The 21227-nt window shown below is 61.1% G+C and carries 18 protein-coding genes; 8 read left to right on the top strand and 10 right to left on the bottom strand.

Features of this window, described 5'->3' with window-relative positions; all coding sequences use genetic code 11:
- Nucleotides 1-137: 137 nt before the first annotated feature.
- Nucleotides 138-560, top strand: coding sequence for a thioesterase family protein (locus KW840_RS12870; RefSeq protein WP_007972849.1), 423 nt, complete (start codon nucleotides 138-140; stop codon nucleotides 558-560).
- Between the two features lie 66 nt (nucleotides 561-626).
- On the opposite strand, the gene KW840_RS12865 is transcribed toward KW840_RS12870, so the two are convergent.
- From KW840_RS12865 to KW840_RS12850, 4 genes are all read right to left on the bottom strand, one after another.
- Entirely contained in the window at nucleotides 627-1118 is a 492-nt protein-coding gene (locus KW840_RS12865) for a glycine zipper domain-containing protein (protein WP_057712453.1), read from the bottom strand.
- 353 nt (nucleotides 1119-1471) lie between these two features.
- A complete protein-coding gene (locus KW840_RS12860) occupies nucleotides 1472-3820 on the bottom strand; it encodes an FdhF/YdeP family oxidoreductase (protein ID WP_218495332.1) in 2349 nt (782 codons plus the stop codon).
- On the bottom strand, nucleotides 3817-4656 hold the full coding sequence (gene fdhD, locus KW840_RS12855) for a formate dehydrogenase accessory sulfurtransferase FdhD (protein ID WP_218495331.1): 840 nt from the start codon (nucleotides 4654-4656) through the stop codon (nucleotides 3817-3819). The genes KW840_RS12860 and fdhD overlap by 4 nt, the downstream gene beginning before the upstream one ends.
- A 92-nt stretch (nucleotides 4657-4748) precedes the next feature.
- Complete coding sequence (locus KW840_RS12850) at nucleotides 4749-5636, bottom strand: LysR family transcriptional regulator (RefSeq protein WP_057712450.1); 888 nt, start codon at nucleotides 5634-5636, stop codon at nucleotides 4749-4751.
- A gap of 128 nt (nucleotides 5637-5764) precedes the next feature.
- Between KW840_RS12850 and lysM the strand changes: the two genes are divergently transcribed.
- Entirely contained in the window at nucleotides 5765-6205 is a 441-nt protein-coding gene (gene lysM / locus KW840_RS12845; RefSeq protein WP_007972838.1) for a peptidoglycan-binding protein LysM, read from the top strand.
- Nucleotides 6206-6332: 127 nt separating this feature from the next.
- Here lysM and yrfG read toward each other — a convergent pair whose 3' ends face one another.
- Nucleotides 6333-6995, bottom strand: coding sequence for a GMP/IMP nucleotidase (yrfG, locus tag KW840_RS12840; protein WP_057712448.1), 663 nt, complete (start codon nucleotides 6993-6995; stop codon nucleotides 6333-6335).
- A gap of 88 nt (nucleotides 6996-7083) precedes the next feature.
- Here yrfG and nudE point away from each other — a divergent pair, with 88 nt between their 5' ends.
- Both nudE and cysQ read left to right on the top strand, forming a co-directional pair.
- The gene (gene nudE, locus KW840_RS12835; protein ID WP_090452543.1) at nucleotides 7084-7650 is read left to right on the top strand and encodes an ADP compounds hydrolase NudE; all 567 of its coding nucleotides are present in this window, start codon (nucleotides 7084-7086) and stop codon (nucleotides 7648-7650) included.
- Entirely contained in the window at nucleotides 7647-8474 is an 828-nt protein-coding gene (cysQ, locus tag KW840_RS12830; protein ID WP_057712446.1) for a 3'(2'),5'-bisphosphate nucleotidase CysQ, read from the top strand. The genes nudE and cysQ overlap by 4 nt, the downstream gene beginning before the upstream one ends.
- A gap of 164 nt (nucleotides 8475-8638) precedes the next feature.
- On the opposite strand, the gene KW840_RS12825 is transcribed toward cysQ, so the two are convergent.
- The 4 genes from KW840_RS12825 to rfbC form a co-directional block, all read right to left on the bottom strand.
- Entirely contained in the window at nucleotides 8639-9094 is a 456-nt protein-coding gene (locus KW840_RS12825; RefSeq protein WP_218495330.1) for a YiiD C-terminal domain-containing protein, read from the bottom strand.
- 40 nt (nucleotides 9095-9134) lie between these two features.
- Nucleotides 9135-10529 (bottom strand): sigma-54 dependent transcriptional regulator, encoded by a 1395-nt coding sequence (locus KW840_RS12820; protein WP_218495329.1) that lies wholly within the window; start codon nucleotides 10527-10529, stop codon nucleotides 9135-9137.
- Entirely contained in the window at nucleotides 10526-12334 is a 1809-nt protein-coding gene (locus KW840_RS12815) for an ATP-binding protein (protein WP_090457724.1), read from the bottom strand. Before KW840_RS12815 ends, KW840_RS12820 begins: the two co-directional genes overlap by 4 nt.
- Before the next feature lie 106 nt (nucleotides 12335-12440).
- Nucleotides 12441-12986 (bottom strand): dTDP-4-dehydrorhamnose 3,5-epimerase, encoded by a 546-nt coding sequence (gene rfbC, locus KW840_RS12810; RefSeq protein ID WP_057712444.1) that lies wholly within the window; start codon nucleotides 12984-12986, stop codon nucleotides 12441-12443.
- Between the two features lie 191 nt (nucleotides 12987-13177).
- Between rfbC and KW840_RS12805 the strand changes: the two genes are divergently transcribed.
- From KW840_RS12805 to KW840_RS12795, 3 genes are all read left to right on the top strand, one after another.
- Nucleotides 13178-16090, top strand: a complete 2913-nt coding sequence (locus tag KW840_RS12805) for an aminotransferase (RefSeq protein ID WP_218495328.1) — start codon at nucleotides 13178-13180, stop codon at nucleotides 16088-16090.
- Nucleotides 16091-16365: 275 nt separating this feature from the next.
- Complete coding sequence (aguA, locus tag KW840_RS12800; protein ID WP_057712442.1) at nucleotides 16366-17472, top strand: agmatine deiminase; 1107 nt, start codon at nucleotides 16366-16368, stop codon at nucleotides 17470-17472.
- Between the two features lie 243 nt (nucleotides 17473-17715).
- Nucleotides 17716-17928: a hypothetical protein gene (locus KW840_RS12795; RefSeq protein WP_057712441.1), complete on the top strand. Its 213-nt coding sequence runs from the start codon at nucleotides 17716-17718 to the stop codon at nucleotides 17926-17928.
- A gap of 230 nt (nucleotides 17929-18158) precedes the next feature.
- Here the strand turns inward: KW840_RS12795 and KW840_RS12790 are convergent, their stop codons facing one another.
- Complete coding sequence (locus KW840_RS12790) at nucleotides 18159-20252, bottom strand: TonB-dependent siderophore receptor (protein WP_218495327.1); 2094 nt, start codon at nucleotides 20250-20252, stop codon at nucleotides 18159-18161.
- 262 nt (nucleotides 20253-20514) lie between these two features.
- Between KW840_RS12790 and KW840_RS12785 the strand changes: the two genes are divergently transcribed.
- Nucleotides 20515-21186, top strand: a complete 672-nt coding sequence (locus KW840_RS12785) for a DsbA family protein (protein ID WP_218495326.1) — start codon at nucleotides 20515-20517, stop codon at nucleotides 21184-21186.
- The last annotated feature ends 41 nt before the right edge of the window (nucleotides 21187-21227 follow it).

The following is a 21227-nucleotide window of genomic DNA, read 5'->3' as shown; positions in this document are numbered from 1 at the left end:
CCCGCTCCCACATTGGATATCGGTCGTACACAAAATCTGTGTTCACCGAAGATCAAATGTGGGAGCGGGCTTGCTCGCGAAGAACGATAACGCGGTTTTCGCCTTAGACTGGCGAACCCACTCAGGAATCAACGCTGATGCCCCAACGCACCGACTATCCGCACTTCCAGCCCATCACCACCCGCTGGCACGACAACGACGCTTACGGTCACGTCAACAACGTTACCTACTACAGCTTCTTCGATACGGCGGTGAACACTTACCTGATCGAAGTCGGCGGCCTGGATATCCATGACGGTGAGGTGGTGGGGTTCGTGGTGAGCTCCTCCTGTGATTACTTTGCTTCCATTGCTTTCCCGGACCGCATCGAGATCGGTCTGCGGGTGGGCAAGTTGGGCAACAGCTCGGTGCAATACGAACTGGCCGTGTTCAAGCAAGGGGAAGACGAGGCCTGTGCGGCGGGGCGCTTCGTGCATGTGTTTGTCGATCGTGCGTCGAATCAACCCGTGGCGATTCCTGCAGGGTTGCGCGGGGCGCTGGAGCGTCTGGTGGTTCAGTAAGGCAAAAAAAATCGCAGCCCATGGGCTGCGATTTTTGTTGTACTTACCAGCGAGGCGCTCGAGGCCTTAGTCGCGGTAGTACTTGTGGTGCTTCTTGCGATGGCCATAGGCATGACCACGGCCCGGATGGCCGTCACGGTAGTAACGACGATCACCATGGCCGCGATACGAACGACGATCGTCGTCGTCATCATGATCGTACTCTTTGCCCATGTAGTTACCCAGCGCGCCACCGGCGCCGCCGCCTGCTGCAGCGCCGATCAAGCTGCCGGTGGTGCCGCCCATGCTGCGGCCGACCACGTTACCGCCTGCTGCGCCCAACGCACCGCCAAGGGCGGCTTCGCCACGGCTGTGTTTGTTTGCGCCGACGGCGCTACCACCCGCGCCACCCAGGGCCGCGCCGATGGTGGAACCTGTGCTGCCGCCTAACGACTGACCGACGACCGAGCCTAGAACCCCGCCCAATGCGCCGCCTACACCGGCTTCGGTGGTGCCGCCAGCAGATGCGATACCGCTGACCAGGCCAAGGGACAACAAGAGAATCGAGGAGAACTTCATGGAGGAACCTCAAGGGGATGACGGCGCGATCCTGAGGCTCTGGAATGGGCGTGACAATCGAAATCCGACGAATAACACGACCTGTATACAATATTGCAAGTTACTGTTTTTTGGACGGAACTTAACGTTTTTTTGCCGGTCTTTTACTACTTCGCAAAGGCCGTTTTCATGAGGAAACGGCCTTTTTTGTGGGCGATTGGAAAGCGCTGGATCCGGAGTTTTTGGTGATTGGTCTGGCCTCATCGCGAGCAAGCTCGCTCCCACAGGGATTTCAGTCGAACGCAGATTATGTGAACAGCAGAAAAAACTGTGGGAGCGAGCTTGCTCGCGATGGGGCCAGTTCAGACAACGTGTTACGCCGACTTGGCCATGATCAACCCCGTCTCACTCGCCGCTTCCAACCGGATCGCCACAAATTTGGATGTCGGCGTATGGCTGTCATCGCCGGTGCTTTCCAGCGGCACCAACGGGTTCACTTCCGGATAGTAGGCCGCCGCTTGCCCGGCCGGGATATCAAACGCCAGCAGCGTGAAGCCTTTTACCCGACGTTCAACGCCATCGTCCCAGAGCGAAACGATGTCCGCCTTTTGGCCCGGCTTGAAGCCCAGGCGAATGAGGTCGGCTTCGTTGACGAACAACACATCCCGCTGACCCTTCACGCCGCGATAACGGTCGTTGAGGCCATAGATAGTGGTGTTGTACTGATCGTGGGAGCGCATCGATTGCATGATCAGGTCCGGCAGTACTCCGGTGGCGCGGGTGCGTTCGTGCACCAGGTCTTTGGGCAGCGCGTTCGAGCGGAAATTGGCCCGGCCCGAAGCGGTGTTCCACTTGCGTGCGCCGGCACTGTTGCCCAGGTAGAAACCGCCAGGGTTCTTGATCTTCTCGTTGAAGTCCTTGAAGCCGGGAATGGTCTCGGCGATCAGGTCGCGGATGCGGCTGTAGTCGGCCACCAGCCAGTTCCAGTCCACCGGGTGGCTGCCCAGGGTTGCGGCGGCGATGCCGGCCAGGATCGCCGGTTCCGAGCGCATCTGGTTCGACAGCGCCTGCAGCTGGCCATTGGAGGCGTGGACCATGCTGAACGAGTCTTCGACGGTTATCGCTTGCGGGCCTTGGGTCTGGATATCGATGTCGGTGCGGCCCAGGCAGGGCAGGATCAGCGCGTCCTTGCCATGGGTCAAATGGCTGCGGTTGAGCTTGGTGCTGATCTGCACGGTCAGGTCGCAGTTTTGCAGGGCCTGGAACGTGCGCGCGCTGTCCGGCGTGGCCTGAGCGAAGTTGCCGCCCAGGCCGATGAAGACTTTAGCCCGGCCTTCAGCCATCGCATGAATCGCTTCGACCACGTTGTGGCCGTTGCCGCGTGGCACCTTGAACTGGAAGCGACGCTCCAGGGCATCGAGGAACGCGACAGGAGGGCGTTCGTTGATGCCCATGGTCCGGTCACCCTGCACGTTGCTGTGGCCACGCACCGGGCACAGGCCTGCACCCGGCCGGCCGATGTTGCCGCGCAGCAGCATCAGGTTGGCGATTTCCTGGATGGTCGCCACCGAATGACGATGCTGGGTGATGCCCATGGCCCAGCACATGATGACGTTCTTGCCCTTGACGTACATGCGCGCCGCTTGCTCGATTTCTACCAGGCTCAGGCCGGACTGCTCGACGATCTGCTCCCACGGGGTGTCGTCGATGACGGCCAGGTAATCCAGCACGTTGACGCTGTGCTCGTTGAGGAAGTCGTGGTCGAACACCGCCGGGTCGCCGGTTTTCTGTGCGTCGCGCTCCCACAGCAGGAGGAATTTCGCCATGCCGCGCATGATCGCCATGTCGCCGCCCAGGGCCGGGCGGAAGAACGCGGTGTTGGTCGGCTCGGAGCCGTTTATCAGCATTTCGATGGGGTGCTGTGGATGCTGGAAGCGCTCCAGGCCCCGCTCCTTGAGCGGGTTGATGCACACCACTTGAGCGCCGCGTTTCACCGCTTCGCGCAGTGGTTCGAGCATCCGTGGGTGGTTGGTGCCGGGGTTCTGACCCCAGACGAAAATTGCATCGGCGTGTTCGAAGTCGTCGAAGGTCACGGTGCCTTTGCCGACCCCGACGCTTTGCGACAACGCGACACCGCTGGCCTCGTGGCACATGTTCGAGCAGTCGGGGAAGTTGTTGGTGCCGTAGGCGCGCACGAACAGCTGATAGAGGTACGCCGCTTCGTTACTCGCCCGACCCGAGGTGTAGAACTCGGCCTGATTGGGGCTCGACAGGCCGTTCAGATGCCTGGCGATCAGGGCGAATGCGTCGTCCCAACTGATCGGCTTGTAGCGATCAGTCTCGGCGTCGTAGCTCATCGGCTCGGTCAGGCGGCCCTGGTATTCGAGCCAATAGTCACTTTGTTCCAGCAGAGAAGTGACGCTGTGTTTGGCGAAGAATCTGGCATCGACACGGCGTTTGGTCGCTTCCCAGTTCACCGCCTTGGCGCCGTTCTCGCAGAACATCACCATGCCCTTTTCCGGAGAATCGCCCCAGGCGCAACCCGGGCAGTCGAAGCCACCGTTCTGGTTGGTCTTGAGCATGATGCGCAGGTTCTTCAGCGCGTTGTCGCTGGTCAACCAGGCCTGGGCCACGCTGATCAGTGCCCCCCAGCCGCCGGCCGGGCCTTTGTAGGGCTTGAAGCGAGGGACGGGTTTCTGGTCGGCTTGACGGTGTTGACTCACGCTTGATTCTCCAACGTTGGGCTGTAGACCCGCGGCGCATTCTTCTGTGGCAGATGGATGAGATTGAGGTTGTGGCGACGGGCCCATTGCACGGCAAGGCCCGTGGGCGACGACAGGCTGACCAGGGTCTGGATGCCGGCACGCAATACTTTCTGGATCAATTCGAGGCTGCAGCGGCTGGTGACAATCGCCAGCCCGCCAGCGGTGGGGATTTTCTGGCGGATCAATCCGCCGATCAGCTTGTCGAGGGCGTTGTGCCGGCCGATGTCTTCGCGGCCCAGCAACAACTCACCCTTGTCGTTCATGAACACTGCCGCATGCACCGCGCCGCAATGCTGGCCCAAGGGCTGGAAGGCGCCGATGCGCTCGCGCAGGCCATCAAGCCATTCGATCGGCGGCAACGGGGCGCCAGGCAATATCTGAAGGTCCGGCAACGCCTGCTCGACCGCTTCCACGCCGCACAACCCGCAACCGCTGGTGCCTGCCAGTTGTCGGCGCTGCTGCTTGAGGTTCCAGAACGCGCGGTTGGCGATGGTCACTTGCGCGTATTGCGCCGACCCCGAGCCGCTGAGTTGCAGGTCGTAGATGTCCGTGGCGTCCTGGATGATGCCGCTGCCCAGGCTGAAGCCGACGATGAAATCTTCCAGGTCCGTGGGCGTGACCAGCATGACCGCCTGGCTGATGCCGTTGAAGGCAATCGCCAGCGCGACTTCCTCTGCCAGCGCGGTGCTGGCCGATTCGGAGTATTCGAGATTGCTATATCTGTACGTCTGGCTTGCGGCGGGCGCGGGCGTTTCGAGGGCAGGCGCCGCGCATGCAGGGCGCTTGGTGTTCATGGCATCACCGACGGTTTGATCAGCTTTAAGACTAGGCGCGGCAACTTGTCGCGTCTAATCGCTAATACTGATCTGCCGATAGATGCCGTCGATCAACCGCCAATCAGCGATTGCTGATAGAGGGCAAAACAGGCTTCTGCCAGCGCCGAGCGCGGTGCGCTGCGACGCATGATCAACCCCAGGCGGCCAAGGGTCTGGGCGTTCTCGATCGGCTGCAGGCGCAAATGCTCGGTCAGGCCTTCGAGGCCGCCGTCCAATGGCATCACGGCGCAACACAAGCCGCCGTGCACGGCTTGTAACAGTTGGTGCACGGCATCGGTCTGCAACAACGGCTGCGGGGTCAGGCCACGGCTGTGGAAGTTATGGTCGATGGACTGGCGAAAGTGCATGCCACTGGTGAGCATGCCCAGCGGCAGTTCGATCAACGATTCCCAACTCAATGGCGCTTCGCCAAAGGTGAAGAAGCGTTGATCGTAGAGCAGACCCATGCGGGTTTCGCTGAAGGCCAGGGAGTCGAAGTGTTCGGCATCCAGGCGTTCCAGGTATGACACGCCCAGATCCAGGCGATTGTTCGCCAGTTGCTCGAGGATCTGTTCGGAACTCAGGGCCGAGAGTTCGAAGCGCAGGTTCGGGTGTTCGGCGTGCAAGCGTTGCATCAGTGGCAGCGGATCGAAGCTCGACAACGGCACTACGCCCAGGCGCAAGGTGCCGACCAGATTGCCGCGACAGGCGGCTGCCTCGGCGTACAAGCCGTCATAGGCCGCCAGTACGGTGCGCGCCCAGGCCAGCACCCGTTCGCCCGGTGCGGTGAAGCCTTCGAAGCGTTGGCCGCGATTGACCAGTGGCAGGTCGAGTTCTTCTTCGAGGCTGCGCAGGCGCATGGACAGGGTCGGCTGGGTGATGTGGCAGCGTGCGGCGGCCTGGCCGAAATGGCGGGTTTCGTCGAGCGCGATGAGGAATTTCAGCTGCTTGATGTCCATCTGCGCTCCAGGGGTTGGGAAGGTGCGGATTCTATCGCAAGCGGGGTCATTGGTCGGGTTGGATTCGTAGGTGACGACCGTGGTCTAGGCTCTGATGTCTGGAACCCGAAACCCAAGGAGAGTGCACCATGAGTCTTTTGAGCTTTGTGAAGGAAGCAGGCGAAAAATTGCTGGATTTGCTGACGCCAGGTAACGCCAACGCCAGTGAGCAGTTGAAGGAGCACATCAGCAAGGTCGGCCTGGGCAACCCGAATGTGCAGGCGACGGTCGATGGCGACAAGGTCACGGTGACCGGTGAAGTCGCCAGCCAGGAAGAGAAGGAAAAGATCCTGCTGGCGGTGGGCAACATCGCCGGGGTGGGCAGCGTGGATGATCAGATCACCGTGACTGGACCGGTGGTGAAGGCGGCAGTGTTTGTCACAGTGGTGAAGGGCGATACCCTCAGCGCGATTTCCAAGCGCGTGTACGGCGATGCCAACAAGTACAACAAGATTTTCGAAGCCAACAAACCGATGCTGTCGCACCCGGACAAGATCTATCCGGGGCAGTCATTGCGGATTCCTGAGTAAGTCGTCAAACCGCGTGATGGCCATCGCGGGCAAGCCACGCTCCCACAGGACCTGAGTCGATCACGAAGATTGCGAACGACGCAGATCCTGTGGGAGCGAGCTTGCTCGCGATAGCAGGCAACTCGGTCTAGAGCCCTGCAATCAAATCCCGATAATCCCCAACCGCCGCGAACTCCGCCGTATCCTTCGGTCCCTTGCGGCTATCCGGCTCTCGCACTGCCAGCAAATGCGCCACGCCAAAGTCCCGTGCACTGCGCAGGATCGGCAGGGTGTCGTCAATGAACAGGCTGCGCGCCGGATCGAAATCGATATCGGCTTGCAGCGCATCCCAGAACTGCGGATTTTCCTTGGGAAAGCCGTAGTCATGGGAGCTGATCAAGCGCTCGAAGTAGGGTGCCAGTTCGATTTTTTCCAGCTTCAACGACAGCGCGTCCCGATGGGCATTGGTGATCAGCACCACGCGCTTGCCGGCCCGTTTGATCGCCGACAGAAAGGTGTCGGCATCCGGGCGCAGGGCTATCAGATGCGCGGTTTCCAGTTTCAGGTCGCGCACCGACAGTTTCAGTTCGGCGCTCCAGAAGTCCAGGCAGTACCACTGCAACTGGCCGGCATTGCGCTCGAACAACGGCTGCAATTCCATCTCGGCCATGGCCCGGCTGACCCCGTGCAGTTCGGCGTAGCGCTGGGGCAGGTGCTCCATCCAGAAGTGGTTGTCGAAATGCAGGTCCAGCAGCGTGCCGTCCATGTCCAGCAGAACGGTATCGATGTCGGACCAGGGTAATGAAGGCATGGCAACGTCTCGGGCAGTAGAAAGATTTCTGGCGTAAACAATCGGGAAAGCCGCGTTATAGTAGCGCGTTCACGCCAAGGAGCTTTGCATGCGCCAGAAACCCACCATACTCGCCCGCGAAATTGTCGCCACCAGTCGATTGTTCTGCGTGGAAGAGCTGAAGCTGCGCTTTTCCAATGGCGTGGAGCGCACGTATGAACGCCTGGTCGGCAAGGGTGCCGGGTACGGCGCGGTGATGATCGTGGCGATGCTCGACGCCGAGCATGCGGTGCTGGTCGAGGAGTATTGCGGCGGCACGGATGAATATGAAATGTCATTGCCCAAGGGTTTGATCGAGCCGGGCGAAGACGTGCTGGCGGCGGCCGAGCGCGAGCTCAAGGAAGAGGCCGGTTTTGGCGCGCGGCAACTGGAGCACCTGACCGAGTTGTCGCTGTCCCCCGGCTACATGAGCCAGAAGATCCAAGTAGTGCTGGCTACCGACCTCTACGAAGAGCGTCTGGAAGGCGACGAGCCAGAGCCGATGCGGGTGGACAGGGTCAATCTGCGTGAGCTCTCGGCGCTGGCGCAAAACCCGCAATTTACCGAAGGCCGCGCCTTGGCGGCGCTGTACCTGGCCCGAGACCTGTTGACTCAGCGCGGAGCGTTCCAGCCATGAATTTCCCGCATCCGTTGATGGCGCCGGTCATTGAGCTGGCCTTGCAGGCCGGTGAGGCGATCCTGCCGTTCTGGCGCACAGGCACGGCCGTCACGGCGAAGGCTGATGACTCGCCGGTGACCGCTGCCGACCTGGCTGCGCACCACTTGATTCTGGCCGGGTTGACGGCGCTTGATCCGAGCATCCCGGTGCTTTCCGAGGAAGACGCCAATATTCCCCAAGACGTGCGGGCCGGATGGCAGCGCTGGTGGCTGGTCGATCCGCTGGATGGCACTAAGGAGTTCATCAGCGGCAGCGAAGAGTTCACCGTCAACATCGCCCTGATCGAAAACGGTCGGGTGGTGTTCGGTGTGGTGTCGATGCCGACCAACGGGCGTTTTTACGTCGGTGGTGCGGGACTCGGCGCCTGGCGTGGCGATAAAGGTGGCACGCCCGTGGCGATCAAGGTACGTGATGCGTTAGCGCCCGGCGAGTCGTTCACCGTGGTGGCCAGCCGTCGTCATTCGAGCCCGGAGCAAGAGCGATTGCTGGCCGGGTTGAGCGCCAGCCTTGGCGAGCTGCAACTGGCCAATATCGGCAGTTCGCTGAAATTTTGCCTGCTGGCCGAAGGGGCGGCGGATTGCTATCCGCGCCTGGCACCGACTTCCCAGTGGGACACGGCGGCGGCGCAAGGTGTGTTGGAAGGTGCGGGCGGGGAAGTGCTGGAATTGAGCGGTGAGCCGTTCAGCTATCCGGCGCGGGCGTCGCTGTTGAATGCGTTCTTCCTGGCATTGCCGGCGAAGGCGGCCTGGCGGGAGAAACTGCTGGAATTGGCACGGTCCTGAGCTCACCTTTACTTTGTGGCGAGGGGGCTTGCCCCCGTTCGACTGCACAGCAGTCGCCAATCAGGCAAAGAGATTTAGCTGAAAATGCGCAATGGTCGGGTTTGGGGCCGCTGCGCAGCCCAACGGGGGCAAGCCCCCTCGCCACAAGTGTTGTGTCAACCGATTCACCGGTGCAGCACGTACTGTCCGACAAACCTCACCGCATCCTCATCACGACCTTCGTTGACGACCCGTGTATGCAGCGTTAACCGAGCTCGGCTGTATCGCTGGAAGGTGGTCAGGAATTTCTTCCAGATCACCGGGTCCGGCGCCTGGCAAATGGCGTTGGCATCCCCCGTCACCGGCAGCGGATAGCTGATCTGCCCTTCCTGAATCACGATGTGCCCGTCGGTAATGCCTTCTTCCTTGAGGCGCAAATGCAGCCAGCCCCAACCGGCCAGGACCGCGCCGCAATACAGGCTGCCGCCGAACATGGTGCTCTTGTGGTTGACGTTGGCTTCCAGCGGCAAGTGCAGGCGCAGTTGCTGGTCATGCCAGTCGAGCACTTTGAGACCCATGTCCCTGGTGAGGGGAATGTCGTGATGGAGAATGGATTCCAGTTGTCGACTGTCGCGGCTCATTCAGGGGTCTCTCGCTTGAAGTGGATGATTGGACGGTAGCTCAATCGAGATCGTCAGGGTGGGCCGAGGCGCCACTGTCGGCGAAACTCAGACCGTGCTTGCGCAGTTTGTCGTGCAGGGTCTTGCGCGGAATGCCGAGGGCTTCGGCGACGCTGCGCACGGAGCTGTGCGAACGTGCCAGTTCGGCGGCGATGAGTGTTTTTTCGAAGTTCTCCACTTGCTCGCTCAAACCGCCGTCGACGACTTCGACCCTGTTGCCAGCGCTGCCTTCCGGCGTGCTGTTGTCGAGGGCCAGTTCCAGCCCGAGGGCAAAACGTTCTGCCGCATTTTGCAGCTCGCGCACGTTGCCGGGCCAGGTGTGGCGCAGCAGCAAGGCACGTTGCCCCGGTTGCAGTTCGTGGGGCGGCAAGCCGTGGCGGGCACTGGCTTCATCGGCAAAATACTGGAACAGCATCAGCGCATCTTCGCCCCGTTCGCGCAGCGGTGGAATCCGCAGCGGCGCAACGTTCAGGCGGTAATACAGGTCGGCACGGAAACGCCCTTGATCCGCTGCCTGGCGCAGGTCTTCCTTGGTGGCGGCGATGATGCGGATGTCCAGCGGGATCAGTTGATTGCCGCCCAGGCGTTCGACTACCCGCTCTTGCAGCAAACGCAGCAATTTGACCTGCACATCCAGGCTCATGCTTTCGATTTCATCGAGGAACAGCGTGCCGCCATTGGCGAATTCGAACTTGCCGATGCGGCGTTTCTGCGCGCCGGTGAAGGCGCCGGGCTCGTGGCCGAACAACTCGCTTTCGACCACTGATTCGGCCAGTGCACCGGCGTTGATCGCCACGAACGGACCGTTGCGACGGCTGGATAAATCGTGCAGCGCCCGGGCCACGACTTCTTTGCCGGCGCCGGTTTCGCCGAGGATCAGCACGTCGGCCCTGGTTGCCGCCAGGGCACCGATCTGCTCGCGCAGGCGCAGCATCGAAGGTGAGTGGCCAACCAGCCGCGTGCTTAGCTCGTTGCGGTCGCTCAAGGCCAATCGCAGGCTGCGGTTGTCCAGCACCAGCTGGCGCAGGGCCAATGCGCGGCGCACGCTTTCGAGCAGGGCGTCGCTGGCGAAGGGTTTCTCCAGAAAGTCATAGGCTCCGGCGCGCATGGCCTGCACCGCCAGCGGCACATCGCCATGGCCGGTGATCAACAGCACCGGTAGCTCAGGGTCCTGGGCGTGCAGTTCGCTCAACAGCTCAAGACCGTCCATGCCGGGCATGCGGATGTCACTGACCACCACCCCTGGCCAATCACGTTCAAGTTGCGTGGCCAGGCCCTTGGCTTCGGCCAGCGGCAGGATTTTCAGGCCGGCCAGATCCAGCGTCTGGCTCAAGGCCTGGCGCAAATGAGGGTCGTCGTCGATCAACACGACCTGAATGCGGTTGTCGATGGTCATGCACTTCGGTCCTCGGACGGTTGCAGGCTCACGCCCGGTGCGCCTGCGCGCAGCTTCAGGGTAATCAGGGCGCCGCCCTCCTTGTGGTTGGCGAACGACAGTTCACCGCCGAAGGCGCGCATCAGGGTTTCGCAAATCGCCAGCCCCAAACCGAGGCCCTGGGTGCGGGTCTTGGTGGTGTAGAACGGCTCGCTGGCGCGCCCGAGGGCTTCCATGCAAAAGCCGGGGCCGTTGTCGCGAATGTACAGGTTGACGCCATCGGCCGTGGATTGGGCACTGAGCCAGAGTTTACGTGGCGGGCCTTTTTCCGTCAGGGCATCCAGGGCGTTGGCCAGCAGATTGCCGAGTACCTGGCGCAGGCGGGTTTCCCCGGCTTCGACCCACAGGGTGGCGGCGGGCAAGTCGCGGATCAGCTCGACTTCCATGCTGCGGCGACGCTTGGCCAGCAAGGCCAGGGCATCGTCCAGCGCCGGTTGCAGGGCGACGCTTTCCGGGGCATGCCGGTCGCGCCGGGCAAAGGCGCGCAGGTGGGCGATGATCGAGGCCATGCGACCGGTCAATTCGCTGATCAGCTTGAGGTTGCCACGGGCATCGTCGGTGCGCTGGTGATCGAGCAACACTTCGGCGTTTTCCGCGTAGCTGCGAATCGCTGCCAGCGGCTGATTGAGTTCGTGGCTGATGCTCGCCGACATGGTTCCCAGTGCCGACAATTTGCCGGCTTGCACCAGATCATCCTGGGCGCGTACCAGCTCCTGCTGGGCCTGTTCGCGTTCCAGCACTTCCTGTTTCAGGCGCCGGTTCAGGCCTTCGAGATCGCTGGTGCGCTCGGCAACCCGGCCTTCCAGTTCGCGGCGGGCCTTGGCTTCGAAAGCAATGCGCTCGAGGTAGTGGCGGCGGCGCTGCATCATCAGGCCAAGCAGCAGCATCAACACCAGCAGCGCTGCGCCACCGATGGCCACCACCGTACGTACCGGGCGGTCGATCAAGGTGCGCGGGGCGAGGATACTGACGTCCCAGCCGGTTTCGGCGATCTGCTGGGTCTGGGTCAGCCAGGCGTCCGGGTTGAGCTTCAGCGGTTTTGGATCGCGGGTTGGATAGGGCTGGATCGCAGTGATGGCCTTGCTTTCGTCCTCGCTCAACGGGCGGGTCGAGCGGAATCGCCACTCCGGTCGCGAGGTGAGAATGACCACGCCGTTGTGGTCAGTCAGCAGCAGTTGTTCCGGGGTTTTGCCCCACAGGCTTTCGGTGTGGTCAAGGTCGACCTTGACCACCAGCACACCCACTATTTTTTCACCGTCGCGCACGCCAGCGGCGAAGAAGTAACCGCGCTTGGCCGAGGTCGTGCCCAGGCCGAAAAAGCGCCCGAGCCGCCCGGCCATGGCTTCGCTGAAATACGGCCGGAAGGAAAAATTGCGCCCGACGAAACTGTCGTGTTTGTCCCAGTTGGAGGCGGCCAGGGTCTTGCCGGTGGTGTCCATCAGGTACATGACTTCGGCACCGGTCTGGGCGGCGATGTTTTTCAGCAGGCGGTTGGCGTTGCCTTGGGTGACGCCATCGTCCGGTGCGCCGAGCACGGCGCGCAGGGCCGGCAGGTCGCCGAGGATCTGCGGCAACACTTCATAGCGATGCAGGGTACCCAGCAGGTTGGCGACGTAGAGGTCGAGGGTCTGACGATTCTGACTGGCCAGCTCGCTGCGGTAGTAACGCTCGGCGAGATGTTCCAGCGGCCACAGCAGCGGCGCCAGGCACAGTGCCAGCAGGGCCAGGCTGCGCCAACGGGGTCTGGGAGGGAGGGTCGGTTTCATGAGCAGCATGCGCCTGTGGGTACAGGCGCATTATGCCTAGGCTTGCGGGCGCAGTCTGCGCACTGTAGGCCTGGTGCGTTTTTGCGCTGAATCTTGCGCCGGGTTTTCAGGCGAAGACTTCGGCATCCTTGAGGAATACAGCGGCCTGGTCCTTTGCCGACAGCTGCGGCGTGCCTTGTAGTTGCCAGTCGATGGCCAGGTCCGGGTCGTCCCAGCGAATGCTGCGCTCGGCGGAGGGCGTGTAGTAGTCGGTGGTTTTGTAAAGGAACTCGGCAAACTCGCTCAAGACCACGAACCCGTGGGCGAAACCTTCCGGAACCCAGAGTTGGCGATGATTGTCGGCAGACAGGCGCACAGCGACCCATTTACCGAAGTGCGGTGAGCTGCGACGGATGTCTACGGCGACGTCCAGCACTTCACCGACCGTGACGCGAACCAGTTTTCCCTGGGTATTTTCCAGTTGGTAATGCAGACCGCGCAGCACGCCCTTCTGCGAACGGGAGTGGTTGTCTTGAACGAATTCAGTGTCTAGTCCGGTGGCCTCTTTGAAAGCCCTGGCGTTGAAGCTCTCATAGAAGAAACCACGTTCGTCACCAAAGACCTTGGGTTCGAGGATCAGAACACCGGGCAGGTCGGTGGTCACTACATTCATGGCGGCTCTCCAGCATCGTGCGTTTAATGGCCGCCATTCTTGCGCAAAGCGCCGACCGGGGCGAGTGCTCAAGTAAAAATCTACCGGCCTGTTCCAGCCCCTGCAAATGACCATTACCGGTTCCTGGGGGGTTGCGTATCGCCCGAACCAGTGGCGATATAGGCGCCTAATAAAATTTCAGGGGTTGTTGTATGCCGCTCGCCACGTTGATTCATCGCGCCAGTTTGCCCAGCCCGCAGGTGTCTGCGGAGCAAGCGCTAGAGCTGCTGGAAGAATATTACGGGTTCAGCGGCAGGTTGCAGGCCCTTGGCAGCCAGCAAGACCTGAACTACCGCGTCGACAGCGAGCGGGGACGTTTCGTCCTGAAAATCTGCCGTGGCGACTACTCGGTCCTGGAGCTTCAGGCGCAACACGCCGGGCTCAAGCATCTGGGTGAGCACCCCGATGTACAGGTGCCGCGTGTTATCGAGGCAAAAAACGGTGCAGACCTGCTGTCGCTGGACGTGGGTGGCCAGGCGGTGCACGTTCGCTTGCTCGACTACATCGAAGGCCAGCCACTGACGAGCCTGGGCCATTTCAACCCGACGGTGGTGTCCGGCTTCGGCCGCCTGTGCGGTGAAATGGACCTGGCCCTGGCGGATTTCGATCATCCGGGGCTGGTGCGAACCCTGCAATGGGACGCCCGCCATGCCCACGCCCTGATCGCGCATTTGCTGCCGGTGATCAAGGATGAAGACCAGCGCAAACTGATCGTCGAAGCGTCCGGGCAAGCCGAGCGGCATTTGCAGCCACTGCAGGACAAACTGCCGGTGCAGGCCATTCACATGGACATCACCGATGACAACGTGGTGTGGCAGCGCGATGCGCAGCGCCATTGGCAGCTGCAAGGCGTGATCGATTTCGGCGACCTGGTGCGCACCTGGCGCATTACCGATCTGTCGGTGACCTGTGCCGCTTTGCTGCATCATGGCGAGGGCGATCCGTTCTGCATTTTGCCGGCAATCCAGGCGTATCACGCGGTCAACCCGTTGCAACACGAAGAGCTGCTGGCGTTGTGGCCGCTGATCGTCGCCCGCGCGGCGGTGTTGGTGCTCAGCGGCGAACAGCAGGTCAGCATAGATCCGGGCAATGCCTACAGCCGCGACAACCTTGTCCATGAATGGGAAATCTTCCGTGTGGCCACGTCGGTGCCGTTGGCGCTGATGGAAGCAGCGATCCTCACCGCCGTCGGCCAGAACCTGCCCACCATCGGCAGCGAAGGCTTCGCGCCGCTGTTACCGAGCCTGGTCGGGCGTGAGTTCGCCTTGATCGACCTCGGTGTGCTCAGCCCGCATTTCGAGGCCGGGAACTGGGAGCAGGAGGGTGTCGATCAGCGCCTGCTGGATGAAGCGGCCGCGGCACATGGCCTGGCGGCCAGTCGTTACGGGCAATACCGCCTGTCCCACACCCGCCCGGACAGCGCCGCTGAACCGGACACGTGCCCGCTGCACGTCGAGTTGCGTGTGCCTCAAGGCACGGCGGTCGAAGCGCCGTTTGCCGGGGTGGTACACCAGCCATCGGCGGGCGTGCTGCAACTGGATGGCCCGCAACTGAGTGTGCGGCTTTGGGGTGTCACGCCGTCGCTGCACAGCGGCGCGGCCCTGGTCAAAGGCCAGGTGCTGGGTTCGGTCAGCGGGCCATTGATCGTGCAGTTGTGCCGTGGCGCGTCGATCGATGCGCCGTTGTTCTGCACGCCATCGCGCGCCGCCGCCTGGCAGGCGTTGTGCCCGTCACCTGCGGCGCTGCTGGGGCTGGCCTGTGATGCCGAAGCCGAGCTCGACGGAGCGACCTTGCTGGCCCGGCGCGATGCCAGCTTCGCCCGCACACAAAAACACTATTACGTTGATCCACCGCGCATCGAACGCGGCTGGCGCAACCATTTGATCGACATGCAGGGCCGCTCCTACCTCGACATGCTCAACAACGTAGCGGTATTGGGCCACGGCCATCCACGCATGGCGGCAGTCGCCAGCCGCCAGTGGTCGTTGCTCAACACCAACTCGCGCTTCAACTACGCAGCCGTGGCCGAGTTCTCCGAACGTTTGCTGAAGCTGTCCCCCGATGGCATGGACCGGGTGTTCCTGGTCAACAGCGGCAGTGAGGCCAACGACCTGGCGATTCGCCTGGCGTGGGCCTACAGCGGCGGTCGCGACATGCTCAGCGTGCTGGAGGCCTATCACGGCTGGACGGTGGGCGCGGATTCGGTGTCGACCTCGATCGCTGACAATCCCAAGGCCTTGAGCAGCCGCCCGGACTGGGTGCACCCGGTGACCGCGCCAAACACCTATCGCGGTGAGTTCCGTGGTCCAGACAGTGCGCCGGATTATGTGCGCAGCGTCGAACACAACCTGGCGAAAATCGCCGAGCAGAAACGCCAACTGGCCGGTTTCATCTGCGAACCGGTGTACGGCAATGCCGGCGGTATCTCGCTGCCACCAGGTTATTTGAAACAAGTCTATGCCATGGTCCGGGCCAGGGGCGGTGTGTGCATCGCCGACGAAGTGCAGGTCGGCTACGGGCGCATGGGCGATTTCTTCTGGGGCTTCGAAGAGCAGGGCGTTGTGCCGGACATCATCACCATGGCCAAGGGCATGGGCAACGGCCAGCCACTGGGCGCGGTCATCACCCGCCGGGAGATTGCCGAGGCGCTGGAGGCCGAGGGTTATTTCTTCTCTTCCGCCGGCGGCAGCCCGGTCAGTTGCCAGGTCGGCATGGCTGTGCTGGATGTGATGCAAGAGGAAAAACTCTGGGAGAACGCCCAGGTCGTTGGCGGGCACTTCAAGGAGCGCCTCGAAGCGTTGATCGATATTCATCCGTTAGTGGGCGCGGTGCACGGTTCCGGTTTCTACCTGGGCGTCGAGTTGATCCGCAACCGTGAAACCCTGGAGCCGGCCACCGAAGAAACCACCGCACTGTGCGATCGCTTGCGTGAGCTGGGGATCTTCATGCAACCGACCGGCGATTACCTGAACATCCTCAAGATCAAGCCGCCGATGGTCACTTCGCGCCAGAGCGTGGATTTCTTCGTGGACATGCTGTCGAAGGTGCTCGCAGAAGGGCTGTAAACACATCCCCCTGTGGAAGCTAGCTTGCTCGCGATGAGGCCATTCCAGTCACAGATTTTGCGACTGAAAGACCGCTATCGCGAGCAAGTTCGCTCCCACAGGGGGAGAATTTTAGTTCGATTGATATCGGCTTTTAATCGATTGTTTTTGTAGCGGTGGATGTAAGGTGCTTTAAAAGCCGATATTTATCGGATATAAAGTCGCCACAGCCCACGGCGTTTACACATACGCTTCCATTTCTGTCAGGTATCAATGTCACTCCGGAGTCCTGAGCCATGACCACGTTGAACAGCACCCCTCGCGCCGACGGCTTCTATATGCCAGCCGAATGGGCACCTCAAACCCAGACCTGGATGATCTGGCCCGAGCGCCCGGACAACTGGCGCCTGGGTGGCAAACCGGCACAAGCCGCTCACGTGGCAGTGGCCAAGGCCATCGCCCGTTTCGAACCGGTGACCGTGGCGGTTTCCGCCGGCCAGTACGAAAACGCCCGTGCCCGTCTGGACGTACCGAATATTCGTGTGGTGGAAATGTCCAGCGACGACGCCTGGGTTCGCGACTCCGGTCCTACCTTCGTTATCAACAACAGTGGCGAAGTCCGTGGCGTGAACTGGGACTTCAATGCCTGGGGCGGTTTTGACGGCGGCCTGTATTCGCCGTGGAACCGTGACTCGCAGGTTGGTGGCAAGATCCTCGAGATCGAGCGCAGCCCCCGCTATCGCACCGAAGGCTTCGTGCTGGAAGGCGGTTCGATTCACGTCGACGGCGAAGGCACCCTGATCACCACCGAAGAATGCCTGCTCAACCGCAATCGCAACCCGCACATGAATCGAGCGGAAATCGAAGCGGTCCTGAGTGCAAACCTGGCTGTGGATAAGATCATCTGGCTGCCGGATGGCTTGTTCAACGACGAAACCGATGGCCATGTGGATAACTTCTGCTGCTACGTGCGCCCGGGTGAAGTGCTGCTGGCCTGGACCGATGATCCGCAGGACCCGAACTACCCGCGCTGTCAGGCGGCGATGAAAGCGCTGCAAAGCAGCACCGATGCCAAGGGGCGCCCGTTCACGGTGCACAAGATGCCGATCCCGGGTCCGCTGTTTGCGACCGAGGAAGAGTGTGCCGGTGTCGATCCGGTTGATGGTACGCAGGAACGTAATCCTACTGTTCGTCTGGCCGGTTCCTACGTGAACTTCCTGATCGTCAACGGCGGCATCATCGCGCCGAGCTTTGACGACCCGCAGGATGGTCCGGCAAAGGAAATCTTGCAGAACCTGTTCCCACAGCATGAAGTGGTAATGGTGCCTGGTCGCGAACTGTTACTGGGGGGCGGCAATATTCACTGTCTTACCCAGCAACAACCCGCGCCGCACAAGGAGTGAGTGAGGTCGTAACAGCTTGAGTTGATTACGAAATCCCTCAGGCTGTCGATCAGCCTCCCGCAATGCACGGAGCCCGCGGCCCTACAGGCCTGCGGGCTTTTTTGTATCTGCCAGGCCACACTTCAGAAACCTTGGCACAGCTCTTGTATCTCCGCTGTTGTAACTCGGGGGAGGGAGGACTTCTATGTTCTGTCATAAACCTTGGATAAGTTAGCCGCTCACAAACCGGGAGAGAGCGCTGAAATGAACGCCGAAGTGAACGTAGTGAGCGACAAGGCGTTGCATCCCCTGGCAGTAAATAGCGAATCGCTCCAGATCCTGGCGCACTGGTTCAAGTCCAATGGAATGCGTCAGATCAGCGATACTGATCCGCGCCGGACAATGATCGAGCGTTACCCTGCTGGTTTATTCAGCGAAGCGGAACTGGATGCGTTGTGGGATGTGATGGAAGGATAAGAAGAACAACAACGGATTGAACAAAAAAAGCGCTGCCGGGATGGCAGCGTTTTTTTTTGCGCGCAGATTCATGCAATCACCGCGATCCCCTGTGGGAGCGAGCTTGCTCGCGATGGCGCCCGACCAGTCAGCATTTATATTGACTGACCCACCGCTATCGCGAGCAAGCTCGCTCCCACAAGGGAATGGTGTGAACCAGTGTTATTGGTTCACACCGGGATAAATGCTGTTTAGAAACTGTAGGTCCCCGTCACCACCAGACTACGCGGTGTCCCCGGCTGGATCTGGAATGCACTGGTTGCCGATTCGTAATACGTCTTGTCGCTGATATTGTTCAGCGCCGCGCGCAAATCCCAATCCTTCTGGCGGAAGCCTGCCAAGGCGTCCCAGCGGCCATAACCCGGCAACACGGTGGTGTTGAGGTTATCGGCATAGCGGTCGCCAACCAAGGTCAAGCCGGTTTCGGCGTACCAGCCCATTTCCGGTTTCCAGGTCAGGAACAGGCTGCCGTTGTGCTTGGCCACGTTGTTGATGCGCTTGCCTTCCAGGCCGTTGTTGTCCTTTTCGATGGTTGCGTCCTGCAGACCCACGCCACCGCGCATGTACCAGTTGCCGGTAATCCTGCCAGCGGCGGTCAGCTCGATCCCGCGAGAGCGTTGCAGCCCTGAAAGCAGGGTAATGGTCGGGTTGTTCGGGTCGCTGGTACGACGGTTGTAGAGCTCCAGCTCATAGATGGCCAGCGTGGTGCTCAGGCGATCGTCGAGCCAGTCGCTCTTCACCCCGATTTCTTTCTGCCTGGTCCGCTCCGGGCTCAGGTCATTGCTGTTACCTGCCGCGCCCGGGGTGATGCCGATCAAACCACCGCCGACCGGCGAGAACGTCTTGCTCCAGGAGGCGTAGAAGGAGTGATTTTGCAGCGGCGTCCAGACCACGCCAACGCGAGGGCTGGTGCTATGACTGTCACTGTCTTCGGAAATGTTGCGCACCTTGTTGGTCGACTCGATATCGAACGTGTCGTAACGCAGGCCGGCGAGCAATTGCCATTGATCGTTCAGGCGCAATTGATCCTGCACATACACCGCACGGCTCTCGACCTCGGTGTGGGTGTTGCTCGACACCACCATGCGCCCGGTATGACGCAAATTGCGGTCCGGGTTGTTCAGGTCCAGCGCCGGCACCGGTGAACTGCCCGGTCCGGAAGTGGCGGCGGTGTACAGCAACGGGTCGCGGCGCTGGCTGCCGATTTCGATACCGGTGAGCAAACGGTGCTCCAGGCCGAAGGTATCGAAACCACCTTCCAGCTCGACGTTGTTGTAGACATTACGGGTGTTCAGGTCCTGCTGCCAGTGCTGGCGCGTGACCTTGTTGGTGGCCGGGACATAGCCGGTCAAGTAAGTATTGTCGAAATCGCTGTCGAGTTTGAACACACCCAGGGTCTGGCGCAGTTGCCAGTTGTCGCTCAGTTCATACGTGAGTTTCGAGCGCAGGGACTGTGCCTTGTCGTCGATGAAATCGTTTTCGCTGCCGTAGGTCGTATCGCGTCCCACGTCTGCCGGGCGACCGTTTACGCCGGGGATGCCACGATCCGGCGTGCGGTTGTAGCGGCTGTATTCGTACTGCACCAACCAGTTCAGGTCGGGGGTCAGCTGCCAGCTCATCGAGGGCGCGAACAACTGGCGATTGCCACTCACACCATCACGAAAGCTGTTCTCGTCCATGTTGCCCATGTTCAGACGCAGGCTGATGTTCTCGGACGGGTCGGTGCTGAGGTCGGCATAGAGGCTGCGCAAGTCCTCGCTACCGCCCTGGGCTTCAATAGTCGAGCGGCGACCGAACTCAGGCAGTTTGCTCACCCGGTTGACGATGCCGCCCTGGCTGCCACGGCCATACAGCACAGCGGCGGGGCCTTTCAAAACGTCGATGCGTTCGATGTTGTGCAGGTCGCGAACGTACTGGCTGTCGTCGCGAATGCCATCGAGATAGAAGTCGTTGCTGGCGTCGAAACCGCGGATGCGCAGGCTGTCGAAGCGTGTGTCGGCGCCGCTGCTGACGTTGGGGATACCGCTGAGCGCCGTGCCCAGGTCGTTGGTGCCGTAATCCATGACGTTCGAGGTTTTGATCGAGTCGATGGCTTGTGGCACGTAGCGCACCGGTGTCGCGGTCCGGGTTGCTGTACTGGTTTGGGTTACGCGCGGGTCGTCGGCTTCAGCTTCGGCGCTGATCGATGTGGCAGGCAAGGTAGTCGGTGCAGCGTAGGAAAAACCGGCAGACAACAAGGCAGAGAGCCCAAAGCTGTAGGGCGCAAGACGAAAAGGGGCAGGCATTGAAGAGCGCATCCGTAGGATTTTAGATTGAAGCGTGTAGGAGGGCGCGGATAGTAATGCTTGTCATTTACTGTCGTTAGTTGTTATTGAGAATTTATCTCATTTGATTGTTTCGAATTGTGTCGGAGTTAATGCAAATGCCGACGCATTCATTCGACCGATTCAAGCAACAGACTGAAAGCCAATCCGGCGTTTTTCCGGAGCCGCTGCGGCACTAACCTGCCGACATCGAATTTTCCTGAATTTCTGTCGGAGCCTTCCCATGATCCTGCATTACATCTACGACCCATTGTGCGGCTGGTGCTACGGCGCCAAACCGCTGGTGCAGGCCGCCCAGGCTGTGCTGCCCGTGATTGCCCACGGCGGCGGCATGATGACGGGGGCCAATCGGCAAAAGGTATCGCCACAACTGCGCAGTTACGTCATGCCCCATGACCGGCGCATCGCCGAATACAGCGGGCAGCCGTTCGGTGAAGACTATTTCGAAGGTTTGTTGCGTGATCACACCGCCGTGTTCGACTCGGCGCCACCCATCGCTGCGGTGCTGGCTGCCGAGCAAATGGGAGGTCGCGGGCTGGAGTTGTTGGGGCGTTTGCAAAGTGCTCACTACGTGGAGGGGCGCCGCATCGCCGACGAATCGGTACTGATTGAACTGGCCCACGGCATGGGGCTGGACCGTCAAACCTTCGAAAGAGCCTTCAGGGTGGCCGACACCGAAGGCCATATCAGGAACAGCCGGGCGCTTTTGGCCAAGGTCGGCGGGCAGGGCTTTCCGACCCTGGCGCTTGAGCACAATGATCAATTCACCCTGATCGATATCGGGCCGTGGCTGGGCAAACCCCAGGCATTTGCGCAGTGGCTGAGTCAGTCGCTGCCCGATCAGGGATCATCCATTTCCGTAGCAGCCTGCGGCCTCGATGGCTGCCGTGATTGAATATTCCTGCTGCGTAAAGCAATTTCTTAGACGATTTTCGC

The sequence above is a fragment of the Pseudomonas sp. PDM30 genome (genome assembly GCF_019218985.1).
Taxonomy (GTDB): domain Bacteria; phylum Pseudomonadota; class Gammaproteobacteria; order Pseudomonadales; family Pseudomonadaceae; genus Aquipseudomonas; species Aquipseudomonas jessenii.
The sequence above is the reverse complement of the archived record's forward strand: the minus strand, read 5'-3'. Positions and strand labels throughout refer to the sequence as shown.